We start from the raw sequence: 19,588 nt of genomic DNA, 5'->3' as shown, positions 1-19,588 counted from the left end.
TGCATATGCAGTCAATGCATTTCTAGAAATATTTATGCACGGGCATTTGCCGAAATGCATGAAGGCCTTATCGGATGCGGTGTGTAGGGTTTTTCTGAGGACGAAAAAAAACCCGCCGAGGCGGGTTTTTATCGAGGATCGGTATCAACGAGCGTACATGCCCCACCAGAAGACGTGGCCGAGGAGGCTGATCTGTTCTTCCTGCATCTGCTGGAAGCTGTAGTCTTCGTCAGGGTGTTCGTCGCGGTTGAAGCTGCGCAGGCGAATGCCGGTAGGCAGGCGGTATACCTGTTTAACCCGCAGCTGGCCGTTGTGGTTGATGGCATAAAGGTCGCCGTCGATGATGTCACCGATGGTGCATTTACCGGTGTTGACCCCGACCGTGGCGCCGTCGCGCAGCACCGGCAACATGCTGTTGCCACGCACCGTCACGCACTTGGCGTGGTCGAACTGCACGCCATTGTGGCGCAGGCTGCGTTTGCCGAAACGCAAGCGAGCATTCTCGCTTTCCTCGATGACGAATCTTCCTGATCCTGCTGCCAACTCGACCTCACGAAGAAAAGGCACGGACACCTCGTCGTCCTCGACGGGTGTTTCATCGTCCCACAGGCTGATGTCGCTCAGGGCCGCATGGCCTTGAGTGAGAGGGGCCGCGTCACGGGATTCGCCCAGTTCGACGCGGCCGCGCAACTGGTCGGTGCTCACGCCGAAGTACTCGGCGATCTTCGAGACGTGCTTGTCCGAAGGATCGACGATCTTCTCGCTGAGAATCCGCGACAGGGTGGATTGAGGTACACCCGTGCGCCGATGCAGCTCTGTGGGGGACAGGCCGTGGCGGGCGAGCAGTTCTCTGAGTACGGAGGCTACGTTGCGTTTTTGCATAATACGCATAATGCATCCGTGGCAGCGCAAATGCAATGGCCAGGCAAGCAGAAAACAAAGGTTGCCCCTCCCACGGGCCATCGCTATCGTCGCGATTTCTCACCATGGATCGGAAAACGGCATGGACCTTTCGCCGCGACGCCGCTGGCCCACCTACCTGTTTGTCGGGTTGATCATTGCGTTGATGGGAGCCCTGAACATACAGGACTGGCCGTCCTTTGAAAGGCCACGACGGGTCTTTAGCCGAGGCTTCGTGATGTTCTGCGTACTGGTGGTGATCATGGAACTGATCCTCCTCAACCAGTTCTTTGGCCACCCGGGCTGAGGCCAACGCCTGACAGCCCGCGCAGATTTGCCCCACCCATCCAACCTGCGCCCAGCGGAAAAAGCCTGTACCATTGACGGTTTCGAAATTTGCCACCAGACCACCCGCTGTAAGGCCCTGAATGTCTGATCTCTCCGCACACACCCCGATGATGCAGCAGTACTGGAAGCTGAAAAACCAGCACCCGGACCAGCTGATGTTCTACCGCATGGGCGACTTCTACGAGATCTTCTACGAAGATGCGAAGAAAGCCGCGAAACTGCTGGATATCACCCTGACCGCCCGCGGGCAGTCGGCGGGCCAGTCGATTCCCATGTGCGGGATTCCGTTCCACTCGCTCGAAGGCTACCTGGCCAAGCTGGTCAAGCTCGGCGAGTCGGTGGTGATCTGCGAGCAGATCGGCGACCCGGCTACCAGCAAGGGCCCGGTGGAGCGCCAGGTGGTGCGCATCATCACCCCGGGCACGATCAGCGACGAGGCGTTGCTCGACGAGCGTCGCGACAACCTGATTGCCGCCTTGCTCGGCGACGAGCGGCTGTTCGGCCTGGCGGTGCTGGACATCACCAGCGGCAATTTCACCGTGCAGGAGATCAAGGGCTGGGAGAACCTGCTGGCCGAGCTCGAGCGCATCAACCCGGTGGAGCTGCTGATCCCGGATGATTGGCCGCAGGGCCTGCCAGCGGAGAAGCGCCGTGGCGCACGGCGCCGCGCCCCGTGGGACTTCGACCGTGATTCGGCACGCAAGAGCCTTTGCCAGCAGTTCGCCACCCAGGACCTCAAGGGCTTTGGCTGCGACAAGCTGACCCTGGCCATCGGCGCCGCCGGCTGCCTGCTGAGCTATGCCAAGGAAACCCAACGCACCGCCCTGCCCCACCTGCGCAGCCTGCGCCACGAGCGCCTTGACGATACCGTCATCCTCGATGCCGCCAGCCGCCGCAACCTGGAGCTGGACATCAACCTGGCCGGTGGTCGCGACAACACCCTGCAATCGGTGATCGACCGCTGCCAGACCGCCATGGCCAGCCGCCTGCTGACCCGTTGGCTGAACCGTCCGCTGCGCGACCTGAAGGTGCTCAAGGCGCGCCAGGACTCGATCCGCTGCCTGCTCGACGGCTATCGCTTCGAAAAGCTGCAGCCGCAGCTCAAGGAAATCGGCGACATCGAGCGGATCCTCGCGCGCATCGGCCTGCGCAACGCCCGCCCGCGTGACCTGGCGCGCCTGCGCGACGCCCTCGGCGCCCTGCCCGAGCTGCAGAACGCCATGGCCGAACTGGAGGCACCGCACCTGGCGCGCCTGGCCGCGATCACCGGCACCTACCCGGAGCTGGCCGGCCTGCTGGAGCGGGCGATCATCGATAACCCGCCGGCGGTGATCCGCGACGGTGGCGTGCTCAAGACCGGCTACGACAGCGAACTGGACGAATTGCTGTCGATCAGCGAGAACGCCGGCCAGTTCCTCATCGACCTGGAAGCCCGCGAGAAGGCCCGCACGGGCCTGGCCAACCTCAAGGTCGGCTACAACCGCGTGCATGGCTATTTCATCGAGCTGCCGACCAAGCAGGCCGAACAGGCACCCGCCGACTATATCCGCCGGCAGACGCTCAAGGGCGCCGAACGTTTCATCACCCCCGAGCTGAAAACGTTCGAGGACAAGGCGCTGTCGGCCAAGAGCCGTGCCCTGGCGCGCGAGAAGATGCTCTACGATGCCTTGCTCGAAACCCTGATCGGGCACCTGGCGCCACTGCAGGACAGCGCCGCGGCGCTGGCCGAGCTGGATGTGCTGAGCAACCTGGGCGAACGCGCCCTGAACCTGGACCTGAACTGCCCAAGCTTCGTCGATGAGCCGTGCCTGCGCATCGAGCAGGGCCGCCACCCGGTCGTCGAGCAGGTGCTGACCACGCCATTCGTGGCCAACGACCTGGGCCTGGACGACAGCACGCGCATGCTGATCATCACCGGCCCGAACATGGGCGGTAAGTCCACCTACATGCGCCAGACCGCGCTGATCGTGCTGCTGGCGCACATCGGCAGCTTCGTCCCGGCAGCCGCCTGCGAGCTGTCGCCGGTGGACCGTATCTTTACCCGTATCGGCTCCAGCGACGACCTGGCCGGCGGGCGCTCGACCTTCATGGTCGAGATGAGCGAAACCGCCAACATCCTGCACAACGCCACCGACCGCAGCCTGGTGCTGATGGACGAAGTCGGCCGCGGCACCAGCACCTTCGATGGCCTGTCGCTGGCCTGGGCCGCCGCCGAGCGCCTGGCCCAGCTGCGCGCCTACACATTGTTCGCCACCCACTACTTCGAACTGACCGTGCTGCCGGACAGCGAGCCGCTGGTGGCCAACGTGCACCTGAATGCCACCGAACACAATGAACGCATCGTGTTCCTGCACCATGTGCTGCCGGGCCCCGCAAGCCAAAGCTACGGCCTGGCCGTGGCGCAACTGGCGGGCGTGCCGGCGGCGGTGATCCAGCGTGCCCGCGAGCACCTGGGCCGGTTGGAGACCACCAGCCTGCCCCATGAAGCGCCGGTTGCAATGCCGCGCGACAATACGCCTCACGTGCCGCACCAGAGCGACCTGTTCGCCAGCCTGCCACACCCGGCCATCGAGAAGCTGGGCAAGCTGGAGCTGGACGACATGACGCCGCGCCAAGCTATCGAAATGCTATATCAACTGAAAAACCTGTTATAACGGCCCACCGCGCAAGCTGGTAGAATCCGGCGCGGTTTGCGAAGGCTGCAGGTTATTAGCCTGGTCTGCAGCCAGCACCGTGAACCGCGCTGCCCTGGAAGGAAGGGCAAGCTGCCGTCGCCTGAGGAGAGAATTAGAAATGACCTTCGTCGTCACCGACAACTGCATCAAATGCAAGTACACCGACTGCGTGGAAGTCTGTCCGGTGGACTGCTTCTACGAAGGCCCGAACTTCCTGGTGATTCACCCGGACGAATGCATCGACTGTGCGCTGTGCGAGCCTGAGTGCCCGGCCCAGGCGATTTTCTCGGAAGACGAAGTGCCGTCCGGCATGGAGAACTTCATCGAGCTGAACGCCGAGCTGGCCGAAATCTGGCCGAACATCACCGAGAAGAAAGACGCCCTGGCGGACGCCGAAGAGTGGGATGGCAAGCCTGGCAAGATTGCCGATCTGGAGCGCTGACAGCGCCCAGGTACGAAAAAGGCCCGCGAGGGCCTTTTTTCATTTTCAGCAGACAAAAAAAGGGGCGGTTTGACCCGCCCACATTTTTTCCGTAGTCCCTGTATGTCCCAATCATCGTCCTGATGAATCGCATCCCGCGATGTCCTTGGCCATCATCCGTGAGAGCCTGTGTCAGTCCGTAGACACAGTTCGAATACTAGCGATTCCCCGCCTTGGGACAAGCAACGAATATCTCAGGATGATTCAGGCGTAACATCTTCTGATATTTATAAAAAATATATATTTCAATTACTTGGAAAAATTACGCCACTGGAAACGACATTGATTTACTGATCCCTACAGCAATCACTTACATAACGAGTAAGCGAATGCTTACACGCGATACTACGAGGGTGGCGAAATAAACAGTTTTGCCGAGGGTGCTGCTGCCTCAATGCCGTCCTCGCCAATGGTCCAGCCCCAGCAGCACCAGCCCGATCGCCCAGAACCCAGCCAGCACCCCTGTTGCATTCATCAGTACCTGCCCATAGCCCAGCCGCGCAACGTCGACGAACGGGTAGGGATACACCCCGATCTCATGCCCGCGCAGCAGCACGAAGGCAAAATACAGCATCGGGTACAGTGCCCAGGCTGCCAGATGCCAGAGCCGCAGCCGCCCCTTGGGCACCTCGAACCACCAGTACAGGGTGAACAGCAGCGGCATCACGTCGTGCAGCAGTTCGTCCGCCAGCCATTGCCAGCCCTGGGGTTGCCACAAGTGGCGCAGTAGCAGGCTGTAGGCCAGCGCCACCAGCACGATACTGGCTGCAACGCACGAGCTGACCACAGGTGAAAGGAAGCAGCGCCTGGCCGGCGAGTCGCGGCCGAATGCGGCATGGCTGAGCACCGTGGCCACCAGCGTGTTGCTCAGCACGGTGAAATAGCAGAACAGGTTGACCATCCCGCCGACCAGGCTGGCCTGCTCCTGCCAACGTGCCAGCAGTACCAGGTACAGCTGGATCGCCAGCCCCGCCCAGCCGAGCACAGCCGCCAGGGCAAGCCAAGGCCGGCGCGGCATCAGCCTTTGCGCTGCAGCTTCACGTACAGCTGCTCGACCTTCTCCCGTGCCCATGGGGTCTTGCGCAGGAAGGTCAGGCTCGACTTGATCGTCGGATCGCTCTTGAAGCAGCGGATGTCGACGCGTTCGGCCAGACCCTGCCACTGATAGTGCGCCACCAGCTCGGTGAGGATCTGTTCGAGGGTCTTGCCGTGCAGCGCGTTATGGTTGGCCGTGCTCATGCAGTGCTCCAGGTTCGGGAAGGTGCGCACCTTACATGAGTGTAGGAGCGGATTCATCCGCGATGCGTTCGTCGACAAAACTGCGGCGTCCGGACAATCGAGCGCCGCCCACGCGGCGCATCGCGGATGAATCCGCTCCTACATTCGTTGCAACGTGCCGAACCTGATGGGCCATGGTTGCCCGCCGCGATTCAGAGGCTCCCAAGCGGCACGACCGGAGCACTGGACAAAAACCACTGGCAAGCACGGGAAGCCTTGTGCTGAAATAGTGATGTTATATTGTAACAACACAAAGAATCTGCCAAGGAACGCCACATCCCCATGCGTCACATGCCGCTGCACCTCTCCCCGCTTGCCATAGCGCTCTGGCTGGCCTCGACTTCCAGCCAGGCCGTGGAACTGCAACCCCAGGTGATTACCGCCAACCCGTTGGGCAACGCCCAGCTGGCTGCCCCGAGCACCGTCCTTGAAGGCGACAACCTACTGCAGCAGCAACAGGGCAGCCTCGGCGAGACCCTCAACAAACAGCCTGGTGTCGCCTCCACCTGGTTCGGCCCCGGCGCCAGCCGCCCGGTGATCCGCGGCCTGGACGGTGACCGCATTCGTATCCTGCGCAACGGCGTCGGTGCCCTGGACGCCTCGTCGCTGTCCTACGACCACGCCGTGCCGCTGGACCCGGTGACCGTCGAGCGGATCGAGATCGTCCGCGGCCCGGCCGCCCTGCTCTACGGCGGCAACGCCATCGGTGGCGTGGTCAACACCTTCGACAACCGTATCCCCGACTCGCCCATTGAAGGCATCCATGGCGCGGGCGAACTGCGCTACGGCGGCGCCGACACCACGCGCAGCAGTGCCGGCAAACTGGAGGCCGGCAACGGCGTCTTCGCCCTGCACCTGGATGCCAACAGCCGCCAGTTCAACGACCTGCGCATCCCCGGCTATGCCCGCAGCTCGAAGGTGCGCGACGCCGACGAGCCCGGCAGCAAGCACCGCCTGAAGAACAGCGACGGACGCCAGGACGGCGGCGCGATCGGTGGTTCCTATCATTGGGATCACGGGTATACCGGTCTGTCCTACAGCCGCTATGACAGCAACTACGGCTCGGTAGCCGAGCCCGGCGTACGCCTGGACATGCAGCAGGACCACTACGGCTTCGCCTCGGAACTGCGCGATCTCGACGGACCATTCAGCTCGGTGAAGGTCGATGCCGGCTACACCGACTACCAGCACCGTGAGATCGAAAGCGGTGAAGTGCACACCACCTTCAAGAACAAGGGCTACGAGGCACGCATAGAGGCACGCCACCAGCCGCTGGGGCCGGTCGAGGGCGTGATCGGTGCTCAGGTCAGCCGCAACGAGTTCTCCGCACTGGGCGAGGAAGCCTTTGTCCCGCACACCGACACCGACAGCCTGGCGCTGTTCCTGCTCGAACAATGGCAGGCCAGCGAGCGCCTGAACCTGAGCCTGGGCGCGCGCATGGAACACACCCGGGTCGATCCGGATGCCAAGGGCAACGAAACCTTTGCCGGAGCCGACAGCGCCAGCAGCTTCAACGCCTTCAGCCTATCATCGGGCGCGGTGTACCAGCTCGACCCGATCTGGTCGCTGGCCGCCAACCTCGGCTACACCGAGCGCGCGCCAACTTTCTACGAGCTGTATGCCAACGGCGCCCACGTGGCGACCGGCGCCTACGAGATCGGTGACCCGAACCTGAACAAGGAAAAGGCCATCTCCGGCGACCTGGCCCTGCGCTTCGACAACGGCACCCACAAGGGCAGCGTCGGTGTGTTCTACAGCCATTTTCGCAACTACATCGGCCTGATCGGCACCGGCAACCTGCGTGAAGGCCATGATCACGACCATGGCGACGATCATGACCACGACCATGATCACGATCACGGTGATATCCCCGAGTATGCCTACCAGGGTGTGCGCGCACGCTTCTACGGTATCGAGGCCCAGGACCGCTGGAAATTGCTGGAGAATCGCTACGGCAGCTTCGCCCTGGAACTGTCCGGCGACTACACCCGGGCCAAGAACCTCGACAGCGGCGAGCCACTGCCGCGTATCGCACCGCTGCGCCTGAACAGCGGCCTGGTCTGGGAACTGGATCGCTGGCAAGCGCGGGTCGATGTGCAGCATGCCGCGTCGCAACGGCGCAAACCGGCCAACGAAACCGGCACCGACGGCTACACCACCCTTGGCGCAAGCCTGGGGTATCGCTTCGACATCGGCCAGAGTGAATGGCTGGCGTTCGTGCGCGGCGAGAACCTCACCGACCAGACCGTGCGCTATGCCAGCTCGATCCTGCGCGATATCGCGCCGGCGCCGGGGCGTAGTGTGCAGGTTGGATTGCGCACCTCGTTCTGACGGCATCGCAGCCCACCGTGGGGCGGGCTAGCCCCGCGATGGGCCGATGAACTGTTACCCCATCAGCAACAATCCCCTGCGACATTTTGTCTTTTTTTCTTACAACTTCCCCTATATCCTCCCCGCCGCAAGCTGAATCGCTTCACTCGATACCCATCGCAGCCATTTCCTTCGAAGACCTCGTACTTCGTTGCGCTTGCCGTTTCCTCAACAATCAAAAGATAGCGCTATCTCATGCTCCAGCTGCCCAATACCCGTTACTCCGGCCTCGCCCTCGCCACCCTGCTCGGTGCCCTGTCCCCTACCACCAGTGCCAGCGAAATGTTCGCCAAGGACTCGAAGTGGATGCTCGGCGACTGGGGCGGTACCCGCAGCGAACTGCTGGAGAGGGGCTACGACTTCACCCTTGGCTACACCGGCGAGATGGGCAGCAACCTGCACGGTGGCTACAGCCACGACCGCGCCGTACGCTACAGCGACCAGTTCACCTTCGGCGTGAACATGGACCTGCAGAAGATCCTCGGCTGGCACGACACCGAGGTGCAGCTGACCGTCACCGAACGCCACGGCAACAACATCAGCAACGACCGGATCAATGACCCGCGCGTCGGCGGCTTCACCTCGGCCCAGGAAGTCTGGGGCCGTGGCCAGACCTGGCGACTGACGCAGATGTGGATCAAGCAGAAATACTTCGATGGCGCGCTGGACGTGAAATTCGGCCGCTTCGGCGAAGGCGAGGACTTCAACAGCTTCCCCTGCGATTTCCAGAACCTGGCGTTCTGCGGCTCGCAGGTGGGCAACTGGGTCGGCGGCATCTGGTACAACTGGCCGGTCAGCCAGTGGGCACTGCGCGTGCGTTACAACCTGAACGAGGCGCTCTACGCCCAGGTCGGCGTGTTCGAGCAGAACCCTTCGAACCTGGAGAGCGGCAACGGCTTCAAGCTCAGCGGCAGCGGCACCCAGGGCGCGGTGATGCCGATCGAACTGGTCTGGAGCCCACGGGTCAATGGCCTGAAAGGGGAATATCGCGCCGGCTACTACTACAGTAATGCCAAGGCACAGGATGTACTCAAGGACAGCAACGGTACGCCGGCCGCCATCAGCGGCGCCGCCTATCGCAGCAGCTCGAGCAAGCACGGCCTGTGGCTCGGTGCCCAGCAGCAGGTGACCGCGCTGGCCTCCGACCAGTCGCGCGGCCTTAGCCTGTTCGCCAACGCCACGATGCACGACAAGAAGACCAATGCCATCGACAACTATGTGCAGGCAGGTGTGGTTTACAAAGGGCCGTTCGATGCCCGCGCCAAGGACGACATCGGTTTCGCCCTGGCCCGCGTGCACGTCAACCCCGGCTACCGCAAGAACGCCCGCCTCATCAACCAGGCAAACAGTCTGGACAACTACGACAACCCCGGCTTCCTGCCCGTGCAGGACACCGAGTACAGCGCCGAACTCTATTACGGCATCCACCTGGCCGACTGGCTCACCGTACGCCCGAACCTGCAGTACATCCGCCATCCGGGCGGGGTGTCGCGGGTCGACGACGCGTTGATCGGCGGCCTGAAGATCCAGAGCACTTTCTAACCCGACCCTTTCACACTACGGAGAACAGACGATGAGCACTGACGGTGCCAAGAATGGAACCCGCTGGCTACCGCGCCTGATGGGCGTGCTGCTGCTGATGATGGGCCTGGCCCTGTTGGCCGGCGGCATCAAGCTGAGCCAGCTGGGCGGCTCGCTTTACTACCTGATTGCCGGTATCGGCTTCGCCCTGTCCGGCATCCTGCTGCTGGCCAAGCGTCGCATTGCCCTGGGCCTGTATGGCCTGGTACTGCTGGGCAGCACCGCCTGGGCGCTGCTGGAAGTGGGCCTTGACTGGTGGCAGTTGGTGCCTCGCCTGGCCATCTGGTTCGCCATCGGCGTGGTCCTGCTGCTGCCGTGGGCGCGCCGCCCACTGGTGGGCCCTGCATCGAAGGTCAACACTGCCCTGCTCAGCGTCGCCGTGGTCGCCTCCGGCGCCACCGCCCTGGCCAGCCAGTTCACCCACCCGGGCGAGATCCGTGGCGAGTTCACCCGCGACAACAGCGAAATGGGCAGCGCCGCCCCGGCCATGCCCGACGGTGAATGGCAGGCTTACGGCCGCACCGAGCATGGCGACCGCTACTCGCCGCTGCGCCAGATCACCCCGCAGAACGCCTACCGCCTGGAAGAAGCCTGGCGCATTCGCACCGGCGACCTGCCGACCGAGAACGACCCGGTGGAGCTGACCAACCAGAACACGCCGCTGAAGGTCAACGGCATGCTCTACGCCTGCACCGCCCACAGCCGCCTGCTGGCGCTGGACCCGGACACCGGCGCCGAGATCTGGCGCTACGACCCGCAGGTCAAGAGCCCCACCGGCACGTTCAAGGGCTTCGCCCACATGACCTGCCGCGGCGTCTCGTACTATGACGAGAACAGCTACGTCAGCCGCGATGGCAGCCCCGCGCCGAAGATCACCGACGCAGGCCAGGCCGTGGCCCAGGCCTGCCCGCGCCGCCTCTACCTGCCTACTGCCGACGCCCGCCTGATCGCCATCAACGCCGACACCGGCAAGGTCTGCGAAGGTTTCGCCAACCAGGGCGTGATCGACCTGACCCGCGGCATCGGCCCGTTCACCGCCGGTGGCTACTACTCCACCTCGCCGGCCGCGATCACCCGCAGCCTGGTGATCATTGGCGGCCATGTGACCGACAACGAATCGACCAACGAACCGTCCGGCGTGATCCGCGCCTACGACGTGCACGACGGCCATCTGGTGTGGAACTGGGACAGCAACAACCCCGAAGACACCAAGCCCCTGGCCGACGGCAAGTTCTACAGCCGCAACTCGGCCAACATGTGGTCGATCGCCAGCGTCGACGAAGACCTCGGCATGATCTACCTGCCGCTGGGCAACCAGACGCCCGACCAGTGGGGTGCCGACCGCACCCCTGGCGCCGAGAAGTACAGCGCCGGCATCGTCGCCCTGGACCTGGCCACCGGCAAGGCGCGCTGGAACTACCAGTTCACCCACCATGACCTGTGGGACATGGACGTCGGCAGCCAGCCCACCCTGGTGCACCTGAAGACCGACGACGGCGTCAAGCCGGCGGTCATCGTGCCGACCAAGCAAGGCAGCCTGTACGTACTCGACCGCCGCGACGGCACGCCGATCGTGCCGATCCGCGAGATCCCGGTCCCCCAAGGCGCGGTCAAGGGCGACCACACCGCACCGACCCAGGCCCGTTCCGACCTCAACCTGCTCGGCCCTGACCTGACCGAACAGGCCATGTGGGGCGCCACGCCGTTCGACCAGATGCTCTGCCGCATCCAGTTCCGCAGCCTGCGCTACGAAGGCCAGTACACCCCGCCCTCCGAGCAGGGCAGCCTGGTCTACCCGGGCAACGTCGGCGTGTTCAACTGGGGCAGCGTCTCGGTCGACCCGGTGCGCCAGATCCTCTTCACCTCGCCGAACTACATGGCTTTCGTGTCGAAGATGGTCCCACGCGAGCAGGTCGCCGAAGGCAGCAAGCGCGAGAGCGAAACCAGCGGCGTGCAGCCGAACACCGGTGCGCCGTACGCCGTGACCATGCATCCGTTCATGTCGCCGCTGGGCATTCCATGCCAGGCGCCGGCCTGGGGCTACGTGGCAGCCATCGACCTGTTCACCAACAAAGTGGTGTGGAAGCACAAGAACGGCACCACCCGTGACAGCACCCCGGTACCGATCGGCATGCCGGTGGGCGTGCCAAGCATGGGGGGCTCGATCGTCACTGCCGGCGGTGTCGGCTTCCTCAGCGGCACCCTCGACCAGTACCTGCGCGCCTACGACGTGAAGAACGGCCAGGAGCTGTGGAAGGCTCGCCTGCCGGCAGGCGGCCAGGCCACGCCGATGAGCTACACCGGCAAGGATGGCAAGCAGTACGTGCTGGTGACTGCAGGCGGCCATGGCTCGCTCGGCACGAAAATGGGCGACTACATCATCGCTTACAAATTGGCTGAGTAAGCATCACGCCTGTCGCGGGGCAAGCCCACTCCCATCGAGGGAGCGGGCTTGCCCCGCTATTGTTTCCCTCCGCAGTTCTCCCCCCTTCGTCTACCATTGAAACCTGCCAACCACCGCCCCATCTAAGCACCATAGCCATTCACGCAGGTGCCCCATGAGCGACCAGCAGGATTTCCCGGAACACCCCGACGAACACAGCGAAGTCGAACATCTCGATCCCGCGACCGCCCCCGGTCACCATCTCGCCCTGCCCGGCCAGCAACTGCCGGACAAGGTCTACGTGATCCCGATCCACAACCGCCCGTTCTTCCCCGCGCAAGTGCTGCCGGTGATCGTCAATGAAGAACCCTGGGCCGAAACCCTCGATCTGGTCGCCAAGACCCCGCACCACTCCCTGGCGCTGTTCTTCATGGACACCCCACCGGAGGACCACCGCCACTTCGACACCAAGGCCCTGCCCGAATACGGCACCCTGGTGAAGGTCCACCACGCCAGCCGCGAAGGCGGCAAGCTGCAGTTCGTCGCCCAGGGCCTGACCCGCGTGCGCATCCGCACCTGGCTCAAGCACCACCGCCCGCCCTACCTGGTGGAGGTCGACTACCCACGCCAGCCGGCGGAGCCCACCGACGAAGTGAAGGCCTACGGCATGGCCCTGATCAACGCGATCAAGGAATTGTTGCCGCTCAACCCGCTGTACAGCGAAGAACTGAAGAACTACCTCAACCGCTTCAGCCCCAACGATCCGTCGCCACTGACCGACTTCGCCGCCGCCCTCACCTCGGCCACCGGCAACCAGCTGCAGGAAGTGCTCGACTGCGTGCCCATGCTCAAGCGCATGGAAAAGGTCCTGCCGATGCTGCGCAAGGAGGTCGAGGTCGCCCGCCTGCAGAACGAGATCTCAGCCGAGGTGAACCGCCAGATCGGCGAGCACCAACGCGAATTCTTCCTCAAGGAACAGCTCAAGGTCATCCAGCAGGAGCTGGGCCTGACCAAGGACGACCGCAGCGCCGATGTGGAGCAGTTCCAGCAGCGCCTGGTGGGCAAGACCCTGCCCGAGCAAGCGAAAAAACGCATCGACGAGGAGATGGGCAAGCTGGCGATCCTCGAGACCGGCTCGCCGGAGTATGCCGTCACCCGCAACTACCTGGAGTGGGCCACCGCGCTGCCCTGGGGTGTGTACGGCAAGGACAAGCTCGACCTCAAGCACGCGCGCAAGGTACTCGACCGCCACCACGCCGGGCTCGACGACATCAAGGAACGCATTCTCGAATTCCTTGCCGTCGGCGCCTGGAAGGGTGAGATCAGCGGCTCCATCGTCCTGCTGGTGGGTCCGCCCGGGGTAGGCAAGACCAGCATCGGCAAGTCCATCGCCGAATCCCTGGGCCGGCCGTTCTACCGTTTCAGCGTCGGCGGCATGCGTGACGAGGCCGAGATCAAGGGCCACCGCCGCACCTACATCGGCGCCCAGCCGGGCAAGCTGGTGCAGGCGCTGAAGGAGGTCGAGGTGATGAACCCGGTGATCATGCTCGACGAGATCGACAAGATGGGCCAGAGCTACCAGGGCGACCCAGCCTCGGCGCTGCTGGAAACCCTCGACCCGGAACAGAATGTCGACTTCCTCGACCACTACCTGGACCTGCGCCTGGACCTGTCCAAGGTGCTGTTCGTCTGCACCGCCAACACCCTGGACTCGATCCCCGGCCCCTTGCTCGACCGCATGGAAGTGATCCGCCTTTCCGGCTACATCACCGAAGAGAAGCTGGCCATCGCCAAGCGCCACCTATGGCCCAAGCAGCTGGACAAGGCCGGCGTGGCCAAGACCAGCCTGAGCATCAACGACGCCGCGCTGCGCGCGGTGATCGAGGGCTATGCCCGCGAAGCCGGTGTGCGCCAGCTGGAGAAACAGCTGGGCAAGCTGGTGCGCAAGTCGGTGGTCAAACTGCTGGAAGACCCGGACGCCAAGCTCAAGATTGCCGCCAAGGACCTCGAGCCCGCACTGGGCATGCCGGTGTTCCGCAGCGAGCAGGTGCTGGCCGGCAAGGGCGTTATCACCGGCCTTGCCTGGACCAGCATGGGCGGTGCCACCCTGCCGATCGAGGCCACCCACATCCACAGCCTCAACCGCGGTCTCAAGCTCACCGGGCAGTTGGGTGACGTGATGAAGGAATCGGCGGAGATCGCATACAGCTTCATCAGCTCGAACCTCAAGCAGTTCGGTGGCACGCCCGGCTACTTCAACGAGGCGTTCATTCACCTGCACGTGCCCGAGGGCGCAACCCCCAAGGATGGCCCCAGCGCCGGCGTGACCATGGCCAGTGCCTTGCTGTCGCTGGCTCGCGACCAGCCGCCGAAGAAAGGCGTGGCCATGACCGGCGAGCTGACCCTGACCGGCCAGGTGCTGCCGATCGGCGGGGTCCGCGAGAAAGTGATCGCCGCGCGGCGACAGAAGATCTTCGAACTGATCCTGCCGGAGGCCAACCGTGGCGATTTCGAAGAATTGCCCGAGTATCTGAAGGACGGGCTGAGCGTACATTTCGCCAAGCGCTTCGCCGACGTGGCGAAAGTATTGTTCTAAAGAGGACCGGGCCGCGTTGCGGCCCTTATAGCCGGCAAGCCGGCTCCCACACAGTGCGGCATGTATCCTACTTGTGGGAGCCGGCTTGCCGGCGATAGAGCCCGCGCAGACCACACAAACTTCCGACAGCTTCGGTTATCCTCAGGCCATTCCAGCTTCAGGAGCCAACATGTCCCTCCCTCGCCTGCTCGTCCCCGCCGCCCTGGCCCTGCTCACCGCCTGCGCCCAGCAACCGCAACGCACCGTCGAACTGGACGGCGAAAGCGAATGCCCCAAGCGCCTGGAGGTCGGCCAGACCCTGACCCTCACCTTGCCAAGCAACCCCACCACCGGCTACCGCTGGCTGGTGCAGAACCCGGCTTCGGAGATCCTGCGCAGCCTCGGCCCTGAGGTGTACAGCTCTCCGGAGCAAGCCGGCATCGTCGGCAGCGGCGGCCTGTCCAGCTGGCGCTTCCAGGCCAAGGCCGCTGGTGAGGGCCACCTGATCCTGGTCTACCAGCAGCCCTGGGCCCCGGAAGTACGTCCCGTACAGACCTTCGATTGCGCCATTCGGGTCAACTGAGCGCACGGCGCCGGTCAGCCAGTCATGCAAGCTTGCCGTGGTTTGGCTAGAATGCCGCCCCTGTAGATTGCCAGCCGCCTGGACCCACCGTGAGCAAACAACCCGACCGCCTATTCGCCCAACCCCTGGAGCAGGTGCCCGACTTCGTCTTCAACGAAGACGTGGTGCAGGTGTTCCCGGACATGATCAAGCGCTCGGTGCCCGGTTACCCGACCATCGTCGAGAACCTCGGCGTGCTTGCCGCGCGCTTCGCCCAACCCAACTCCGCGCTGTACGACCTCGGCGCCTCGCTGGGCGCAGTGACCCAGGCGCTGCGTCGCCATGTGCGCGCAGACGGCTGCCGGGTGATCGCGGTGGACAACTCGGCGGCCATGGTCGAGCGCTGCCGACAGTACCTCACAGCCCAGGACTCGATGTTCCAGGAGTTGCTGCCGGCGCAGGTGCTGGAGGCCGATATTCTGGCCCTGCCCTTCGAGCCGGCCTCGGTCGTGGCAATGAACTTCACCCTGCAGTTCGTCGCCCCCGAACAGCGCCTGGACCTGCTTGGCCGCATCCGCCAGGCACTTTTGCCGGGCGGCGCGTTGATTCTCTCGGAGAAACTGCGCTTCACCGACGCCCAGGAGCAGGAACTGCTCAACGAACTGCACCTGGACTTCAAGCGTGCCAATGGCTACAGCGAACTGGAAATCGCCCAGAAACGCAGCGCCATCGAGAACGTGATGAAACCCGACACCTTGGAAACCCATGAAAAGCGCCTGCGCGCTGCCGGCTTCTCCAAGGTCGTGCCCTGGTTCCAATGCCTCAACTTCGCCTCGCTGATAGCCCTGCCATGATCGATCTGTCCCCCCTCGTCCGCCGCCTGGCCGGCACGCCCCTTGCCACCTGGTCCCAAGGCCTGCAGGCACAACTCGAAAGCAAGCTGGAAAAGGGCCACGGCGACCTCGATCGCTGGCGCGGCGCCCTCGACGCACTGCCGCAGCTGACCCCGAGCGAAATCGACCTGGTCGACGGCCTGCGCCTGGACTGCGCCTGCGACGATGCCACCCGGGCGCAGATGCGCCAGGCGCTGATGGGCCTTTCGCCCTGGCGCAAGGGCCCGTTCGACCTGTTCGGCGTGCATGTCGATACCGAATGGCGCTCGGACTGGAAATGGTCGCGGGTCGGCCCGCACCTGGATCTCAAGGGCAAACGCGTGCTCGACGTGGGTTGCGGTAACGGCTACTACCAGTGGCGCATGCTCGGTGCCGGCGCCGACATGGTCATCGGCGTCGACCCCAACTGGTTGTTCTTCTGCCAGTTCCAGGCCGTGCAGCAGTACCTGCCGGACCTGCCGGCGTGGCACCTGCCGTTCGCCCTCGAAGAGCTGCCGGCCAACCTCGAAGGTTTCGACACCGTATTCTCCATGGGCGTGTTCTACCACCGCCGCTCGCCCATCGAGCATTTGCTGGCGCTCAAGGATTGCCTGGTCAAGGGTGGCGAGCTGGTACTGGAAACCCTGGTGATCGAGGGCGACGAAAACCAGGTGCTGGTGCCCGAGGACCGCTACGCGCAGATGCGCAACGTATGGTTCCTGCCGTCGGTGCCGGCCCTGGAGCGCTGGCTGCGCCGCGCCGGTTTCAGCGATGTGCGCTGCGTCGATGTCAGCGTCACCAGCGTCGAGGAACAACGCAGCACCGAGTGGATGCGCTACCAGTCGCTTGGCGATTTCCTCGCCCCCAATGACCACGGCAAGACCATTGAAGGCCTGCCGGCGCCACGCCGCGCCACATTGCTGGCGCGCAAATAAAAAAAGGCGCCCATTCGGGCGCCCAGGCTCACCTGCGCCGAGGAGCTGTCGCGGCGCAGGCGTGTGGTGCTCAATCCTTGGCCAGCTCGCGGGCCTTCTCTTCGGCCTTGCGCTCACGCTCGGCCACGGCCTGCTGCTTGTCGCCATGCAGGCGCGCCTGGTCCTCGCGGAAGGCTTGCCAGAATTGCTTGGAACGCTCCGCGCCACCCTCGGCGAAAACGTTGGTGCTGCCCAGGGCGAGGATCGCCAGCAGCAAGTACTTGGTCAGGTTCATCGTGCTTTCCTCGTGATAACCGTATCGACAGGGCCATCATGGCAAGGCGCAGCTAACAGCAAGGTGAGGCGGACATTACAGTCCTGAAATCCCCACAGAAACTCGTGGCAGTGGGCTTGCCCCGCGATGACGACAAGCCTGTCGCCCATATGACCTGCAGATTACAAATCAGCAATCCTCCTCTTATCGCCATTCGCATCCAGTAACATCCTCGCCGCTTGACCCTGATGTCACTACAGGGTCGAGAATCGCCCCCTTTCCACACAGAGCCCGACCATGCGCCTACTGATCATCGAGGACGAACCCCGTACCGCTGACTACCTGCAGCAAGGCCTGCGCGAAAACGGCTATGTGGTCGACTGCGCCTACACCGGCACCGACGGCCTGCACCTGGCCCGCCAGCAGCCCTACGACCTGGTGATCCTCGACGTCAACCTGCCCGGGCTCGATGGCTGGGGCGTACTACAGCGCCTGCGCGCCGAGTCGTCCACGCGGATCATGATGCTCACCGCCCACGGCCGGCTCGCCGATCGGGTCAAGGGGCTGGACCTGGGCGCGGACGACTACCTGCTAAAGCCGTTCGAATTCCCCGAACTGCTGGCGCGTATCCGCAGCCTGCTCCGGCGCAACGACCAGCGCCTGCAGCCGAGCACATTGAAGGTCTCCGACCTTGAGCTCGACCCCGGCCGACACCGCGCCTGGCGTAACGGCCAGCGCATCGATCTGACGGCGAAGGAGTTCGCCTTGCTGCACCTGTTGATGCGCCAGAGCGGCGAAGTACTGTCACGTACCCAGATCATCTCGCTGGTGTGGGACATGAACTTCGACTGCGACACCAACGTGGTGGAGGTATCGATCCGCCGCCTGCGGGCGAAGATCGACGACCCCTTCGACGACAAGCTGATCCATACCCTGCGCGGCGTCGGCTACGTGCTCGAGGCGCGGGCGTGAAGCGCCCCAGCCTGTCGTTGCGCCTGGGCCTGGGCGTCACCCTGCTGGGCGCGGCGCTGGTGCTGCTGCTGGCGTGCCTGGCGGTATTCGCCCTCGACCATGAACTGGATAGCCGGGCACGCAAGGACCTGACGCGCAAGATGCAGCAGGTCGAGCACAACCTGCGGGTGGACCTGCGCAGCGACGACCTCAGCGCCCGGGCCCACCCCCTGCTCGACCTGGTCATGGGCCATGACAACCTCAGCCTCAGCGTGCTGGCCGTCAATGGCCGCCATCCAGCGCTGCTCAGCCTTGGCCCGGCCATGCAGTCCCAGCACTTGCTGAACCTCGAAGCGGACGAACGGCTGACCTTCCATGCCTGGCGCGACGACGGCGACAATCAGATCCTCACCGCCAGCCGCTTGATGCGCCTGCGCGACGACACCCCGGTAAAAGTGTTGATGTCACTCAACCGCAGCGATGACAACAGCCTGCTGCAAGCCTACCTGCACTCGACCCTGCTGGCCCTGCCGCTGCTGCTGGTGCTGATCGGCATCGCCGCCTGGAAACTGGTGCAGCGCGGCCTGCGCCCGTTGCGGCACTTTCGCCGGATCGCCGGGCAGGTTTCGGCCCAGGACCTGGCACACCGCCTGCCCGACCAAGGTCTGCCCAGTGAGTTGGCCGACCTGGCGCGCGCCATCAACGTCATGCTCGACCGGCTCGACCAGGGCGTGCGCCAACTGTCGCAGTTCTCCGACGACCTGGCCCACGAGCTGCGTACACCGATCGGCAACCTGATGGGCAAGGCCCAGGTGACCCTGGCCCGCGAGCGTGACGGCGACAAGTACCGCGAAGCGCTCGAAGACAGCGTCGAGGAACTGACCCGCCTCAACCGCATCATCAACGACATGCTGTTCCTCGCCCAGGTCAGCCAGCCGCAGACCCAGGTTGCCCTGACGCCACTGACGCTGGCGGACGAAGTGGCCCGGGTGAGTGAACTGTTCGCCTTCAGTGCCGAGCTCAAGGGCATTTCCCTGCACCTGCAAGGCTGGGGCACGGCTTTGGTGGACCGGTTGATGTTCCAGCGGGCGCTGTCGAACCTGCTGAGCAATGCGATTCGCCATGCACCAGAGGGCAAGCCGGTCGCCGTGGGTATCGAGCGGCTGGGCAACGAGATTGCCGTGTGGGTGCAGAACCAGGGCACGGGGATAGACGAGACGCACCTGCCGCACCTGTTCGAACGCTTTTACCGGGCAGGAGCCGGGCGTTCACGGCTGGAGGGCGGAACCGGGCTGGGGTTGGCGATCGTCAAGTCGATCATGCAATTGCATGGGGGGCGGGTCGAGGTGAGGAGCCGGGTCGAAGGGCCGACGCGGTTCACCTTGGTATTCAAGGCCGAGTAAAGCTACGCGGGGCAAGCCCGC

Annotated in this window: 16 protein-coding genes; 12 read left to right on the top strand and 4 right to left on the bottom strand. The window is 64.1% G+C overall.

What is annotated here, in order from left to right:
* Positions 1–144 precede the first annotated feature (144 nt).
* Entirely contained in the window at positions 145–891 is a 747-nt protein-coding gene (locus tag ACVWY1_RS07230) for a LexA family transcriptional regulator (RefSeq protein ID WP_046856822.1), read from the bottom strand.
* 112 nt (positions 892–1,003) lie between these two features.
* Here ACVWY1_RS07230 and ACVWY1_RS07225 point away from each other — a divergent pair, with 112 nt between their 5' ends.
* The 3 genes from ACVWY1_RS07225 to fdxA all read left to right on the top strand — a co-directional run bounded on the left by ACVWY1_RS07225 (position 1,004) and on the right by fdxA (position 4,365).
* Positions 1,004–1,207 carry a hypothetical protein gene (locus ACVWY1_RS07225; RefSeq protein WP_198754688.1) on the top strand — a complete coding sequence of 68 codons (204 nt, stop codon included), beginning with the start codon at positions 1,004–1,006 and terminating at the stop codon, positions 1,205–1,207.
* A gap of 121 nt (positions 1,208–1,328) precedes the next feature.
* Positions 1,329–3,902, top strand: coding sequence for a DNA mismatch repair protein MutS (gene mutS, locus ACVWY1_RS07220; protein WP_457378027.1), 2,574 nt, complete (start codon positions 1,329–1,331; stop codon positions 3,900–3,902).
* A 139-nt stretch (positions 3,903–4,041) separates the two neighbouring features.
* A complete protein-coding gene (fdxA, locus tag ACVWY1_RS07215) occupies positions 4,042–4,365 on the top strand; it encodes a ferredoxin FdxA (protein ID WP_023629582.1) in 324 nt (107 codons plus the stop codon).
* Between the two features lie 430 nt (positions 4,366–4,795).
* Here the strand turns inward: fdxA and ACVWY1_RS07210 are convergent, their stop codons facing one another.
* Positions 4,796–5,422, bottom strand: a complete 627-nt coding sequence (locus tag ACVWY1_RS07210; protein WP_102681625.1) for a Pr6Pr family membrane protein — start codon at positions 5,420–5,422, stop codon at positions 4,796–4,798.
* Positions 5,422–5,643: a VF530 family protein gene (locus tag ACVWY1_RS07205; RefSeq protein WP_102681624.1), complete on the bottom strand. Its 222-nt coding sequence runs from the start codon at positions 5,641–5,643 to the stop codon at positions 5,422–5,424. Before ACVWY1_RS07205 ends, ACVWY1_RS07210 begins: the two co-directional genes overlap by 1 nt.
* A gap of 321 nt (positions 5,644–5,964) precedes the next feature.
* Here ACVWY1_RS07205 and ACVWY1_RS07200 point away from each other — a divergent pair, with 321 nt between their 5' ends.
* From ACVWY1_RS07200 to cmoB, 7 genes are all read left to right on the top strand, one after another.
* Complete coding sequence (locus tag ACVWY1_RS07200; protein ID WP_457378026.1) at positions 5,965–8,013, top strand: TonB-dependent receptor; 2,049 nt, start codon at positions 5,965–5,967, stop codon at positions 8,011–8,013.
* A 234-nt stretch (positions 8,014–8,247) separates the two neighbouring features.
* Positions 8,248–9,594 carry a carbohydrate porin gene (locus tag ACVWY1_RS07195; RefSeq protein ID WP_457378025.1) on the top strand — a complete coding sequence of 449 codons (1,347 nt, stop codon included), beginning with the start codon at positions 8,248–8,250 and terminating at the stop codon, positions 9,592–9,594.
* Positions 9,595–9,625: 31 nt separating this feature from the next.
* On the top strand, positions 9,626–12,037 hold the full coding sequence (locus ACVWY1_RS07190) for a glucose/quinate/shikimate family membrane-bound PQQ-dependent dehydrogenase (RefSeq protein WP_457378024.1): 2,412 nt from the start codon (positions 9,626–9,628) through the stop codon (positions 12,035–12,037).
* Positions 12,038–12,191: 154 nt separating this feature from the next.
* Complete coding sequence (gene lon, locus ACVWY1_RS07185) at positions 12,192–14,612, top strand: endopeptidase La (RefSeq protein ID WP_277503073.1); 2,421 nt, start codon at positions 12,192–12,194, stop codon at positions 14,610–14,612.
* 169 nt (positions 14,613–14,781) lie between these two features.
* The gene (locus ACVWY1_RS07180) at positions 14,782–15,174 is read left to right on the top strand and encodes a protease inhibitor I42 family protein (RefSeq protein ID WP_457378023.1); all 393 of its coding nucleotides are present in this window, start codon (positions 14,782–14,784) and stop codon (positions 15,172–15,174) included.
* Positions 15,175–15,263: 89 nt separating this feature from the next.
* Positions 15,264–16,007: a carboxy-S-adenosyl-L-methionine synthase CmoA gene (gene cmoA, locus ACVWY1_RS07175; protein WP_277503072.1), complete on the top strand. Its 744-nt coding sequence runs from the start codon at positions 15,264–15,266 to the stop codon at positions 16,005–16,007.
* Entirely contained in the window at positions 16,004–16,960 is a 957-nt protein-coding gene (cmoB, locus tag ACVWY1_RS07170; protein WP_102681618.1) for a tRNA 5-methoxyuridine(34)/uridine 5-oxyacetic acid(34) synthase CmoB, read from the top strand. The genes cmoA and cmoB overlap by 4 nt, the downstream gene beginning before the upstream one ends.
* A gap of 70 nt (positions 16,961–17,030) precedes the next feature.
* On the opposite strand, the gene ACVWY1_RS07165 is transcribed toward cmoB, so the two are convergent.
* Positions 17,031–17,234: a hypothetical protein gene (locus ACVWY1_RS07165; RefSeq protein WP_102681617.1), complete on the bottom strand. Its 204-nt coding sequence runs from the start codon at positions 17,232–17,234 to the stop codon at positions 17,031–17,033.
* Between the two features lie 276 nt (positions 17,235–17,510).
* Between ACVWY1_RS07165 and ACVWY1_RS07160 the strand changes: the two genes are divergently transcribed.
* Positions 17,511–18,185 (top strand): heavy metal response regulator transcription factor, encoded by a 675-nt coding sequence (locus tag ACVWY1_RS07160; RefSeq protein ID WP_457378022.1) that lies wholly within the window; start codon positions 17,511–17,513, stop codon positions 18,183–18,185.
* Positions 18,182–19,567 carry a heavy metal sensor histidine kinase gene (locus ACVWY1_RS07155; protein ID WP_457378021.1) on the top strand — a complete coding sequence of 462 codons (1,386 nt, stop codon included), beginning with the start codon at positions 18,182–18,184 and terminating at the stop codon, positions 19,565–19,567. Before ACVWY1_RS07160 ends, ACVWY1_RS07155 begins: the two co-directional genes overlap by 4 nt.
* The last annotated feature ends 21 nt before the right edge of the window (positions 19,568–19,588 follow it).

Source organism: Pseudomonas sp. TE6288 (assembly GCF_054062095.1).
Note: the sequence above shows the minus strand (reverse complement) of the source record. Positions and strands in the feature narration are given on the sequence as shown.

Excerpts from the sequence above, each read along its gene's own strand:
- ACVWY1_RS07230 (WP_046856822.1), bottom strand. The coding sequence starts at position 891 with ATGCGTATTATGCAAAAACGCAACGTAGCCTCCGTACTCAGAGAACTG.
- ACVWY1_RS07225 (WP_198754688.1), top strand. The coding sequence starts at position 1,004 with ATGGACCTTTCGCCGCGACGCCGCTGGCCCACCTACCTGTTTGTCGGG.
- mutS (WP_457378027.1), top strand. The coding sequence starts at position 1,329 with ATGTCTGATCTCTCCGCACACACCCCGATGATGCAGCAGTACTGGAAG.
- fdxA (WP_023629582.1), top strand. The coding sequence starts at position 4,042 with ATGACCTTCGTCGTCACCGACAACTGCATCAAATGCAAGTACACCGAC.
- ACVWY1_RS07210 (WP_102681625.1), bottom strand. The coding sequence starts at position 5,422 with ATGCCGCGCCGGCCTTGGCTTGCCCTGGCGGCTGTGCTCGGCTGGGCG.
- ACVWY1_RS07205 (WP_102681624.1), bottom strand. The coding sequence starts at position 5,643 with ATGAGCACGGCCAACCATAACGCGCTGCACGGCAAGACCCTCGAACAG.
- ACVWY1_RS07200 (WP_457378026.1), top strand. The coding sequence starts at position 5,965 with ATGCGTCACATGCCGCTGCACCTCTCCCCGCTTGCCATAGCGCTCTGG.
- ACVWY1_RS07195 (WP_457378025.1), top strand. The coding sequence starts at position 8,248 with ATGCTCCAGCTGCCCAATACCCGTTACTCCGGCCTCGCCCTCGCCACC.
- ACVWY1_RS07190 (WP_457378024.1), top strand. The coding sequence starts at position 9,626 with ATGAGCACTGACGGTGCCAAGAATGGAACCCGCTGGCTACCGCGCCTG.
- lon (WP_277503073.1), top strand. The coding sequence starts at position 12,192 with ATGAGCGACCAGCAGGATTTCCCGGAACACCCCGACGAACACAGCGAA.
- ACVWY1_RS07180 (WP_457378023.1), top strand. The coding sequence starts at position 14,782 with ATGTCCCTCCCTCGCCTGCTCGTCCCCGCCGCCCTGGCCCTGCTCACC.
- cmoB (WP_102681618.1), top strand. The coding sequence starts at position 16,004 with ATGATCGATCTGTCCCCCCTCGTCCGCCGCCTGGCCGGCACGCCCCTT.
- ACVWY1_RS07165 (WP_102681617.1), bottom strand. The coding sequence starts at position 17,234 with ATGAACCTGACCAAGTACTTGCTGCTGGCGATCCTCGCCCTGGGCAGC.
- ACVWY1_RS07160 (WP_457378022.1), top strand. The coding sequence starts at position 17,511 with ATGCGCCTACTGATCATCGAGGACGAACCCCGTACCGCTGACTACCTG.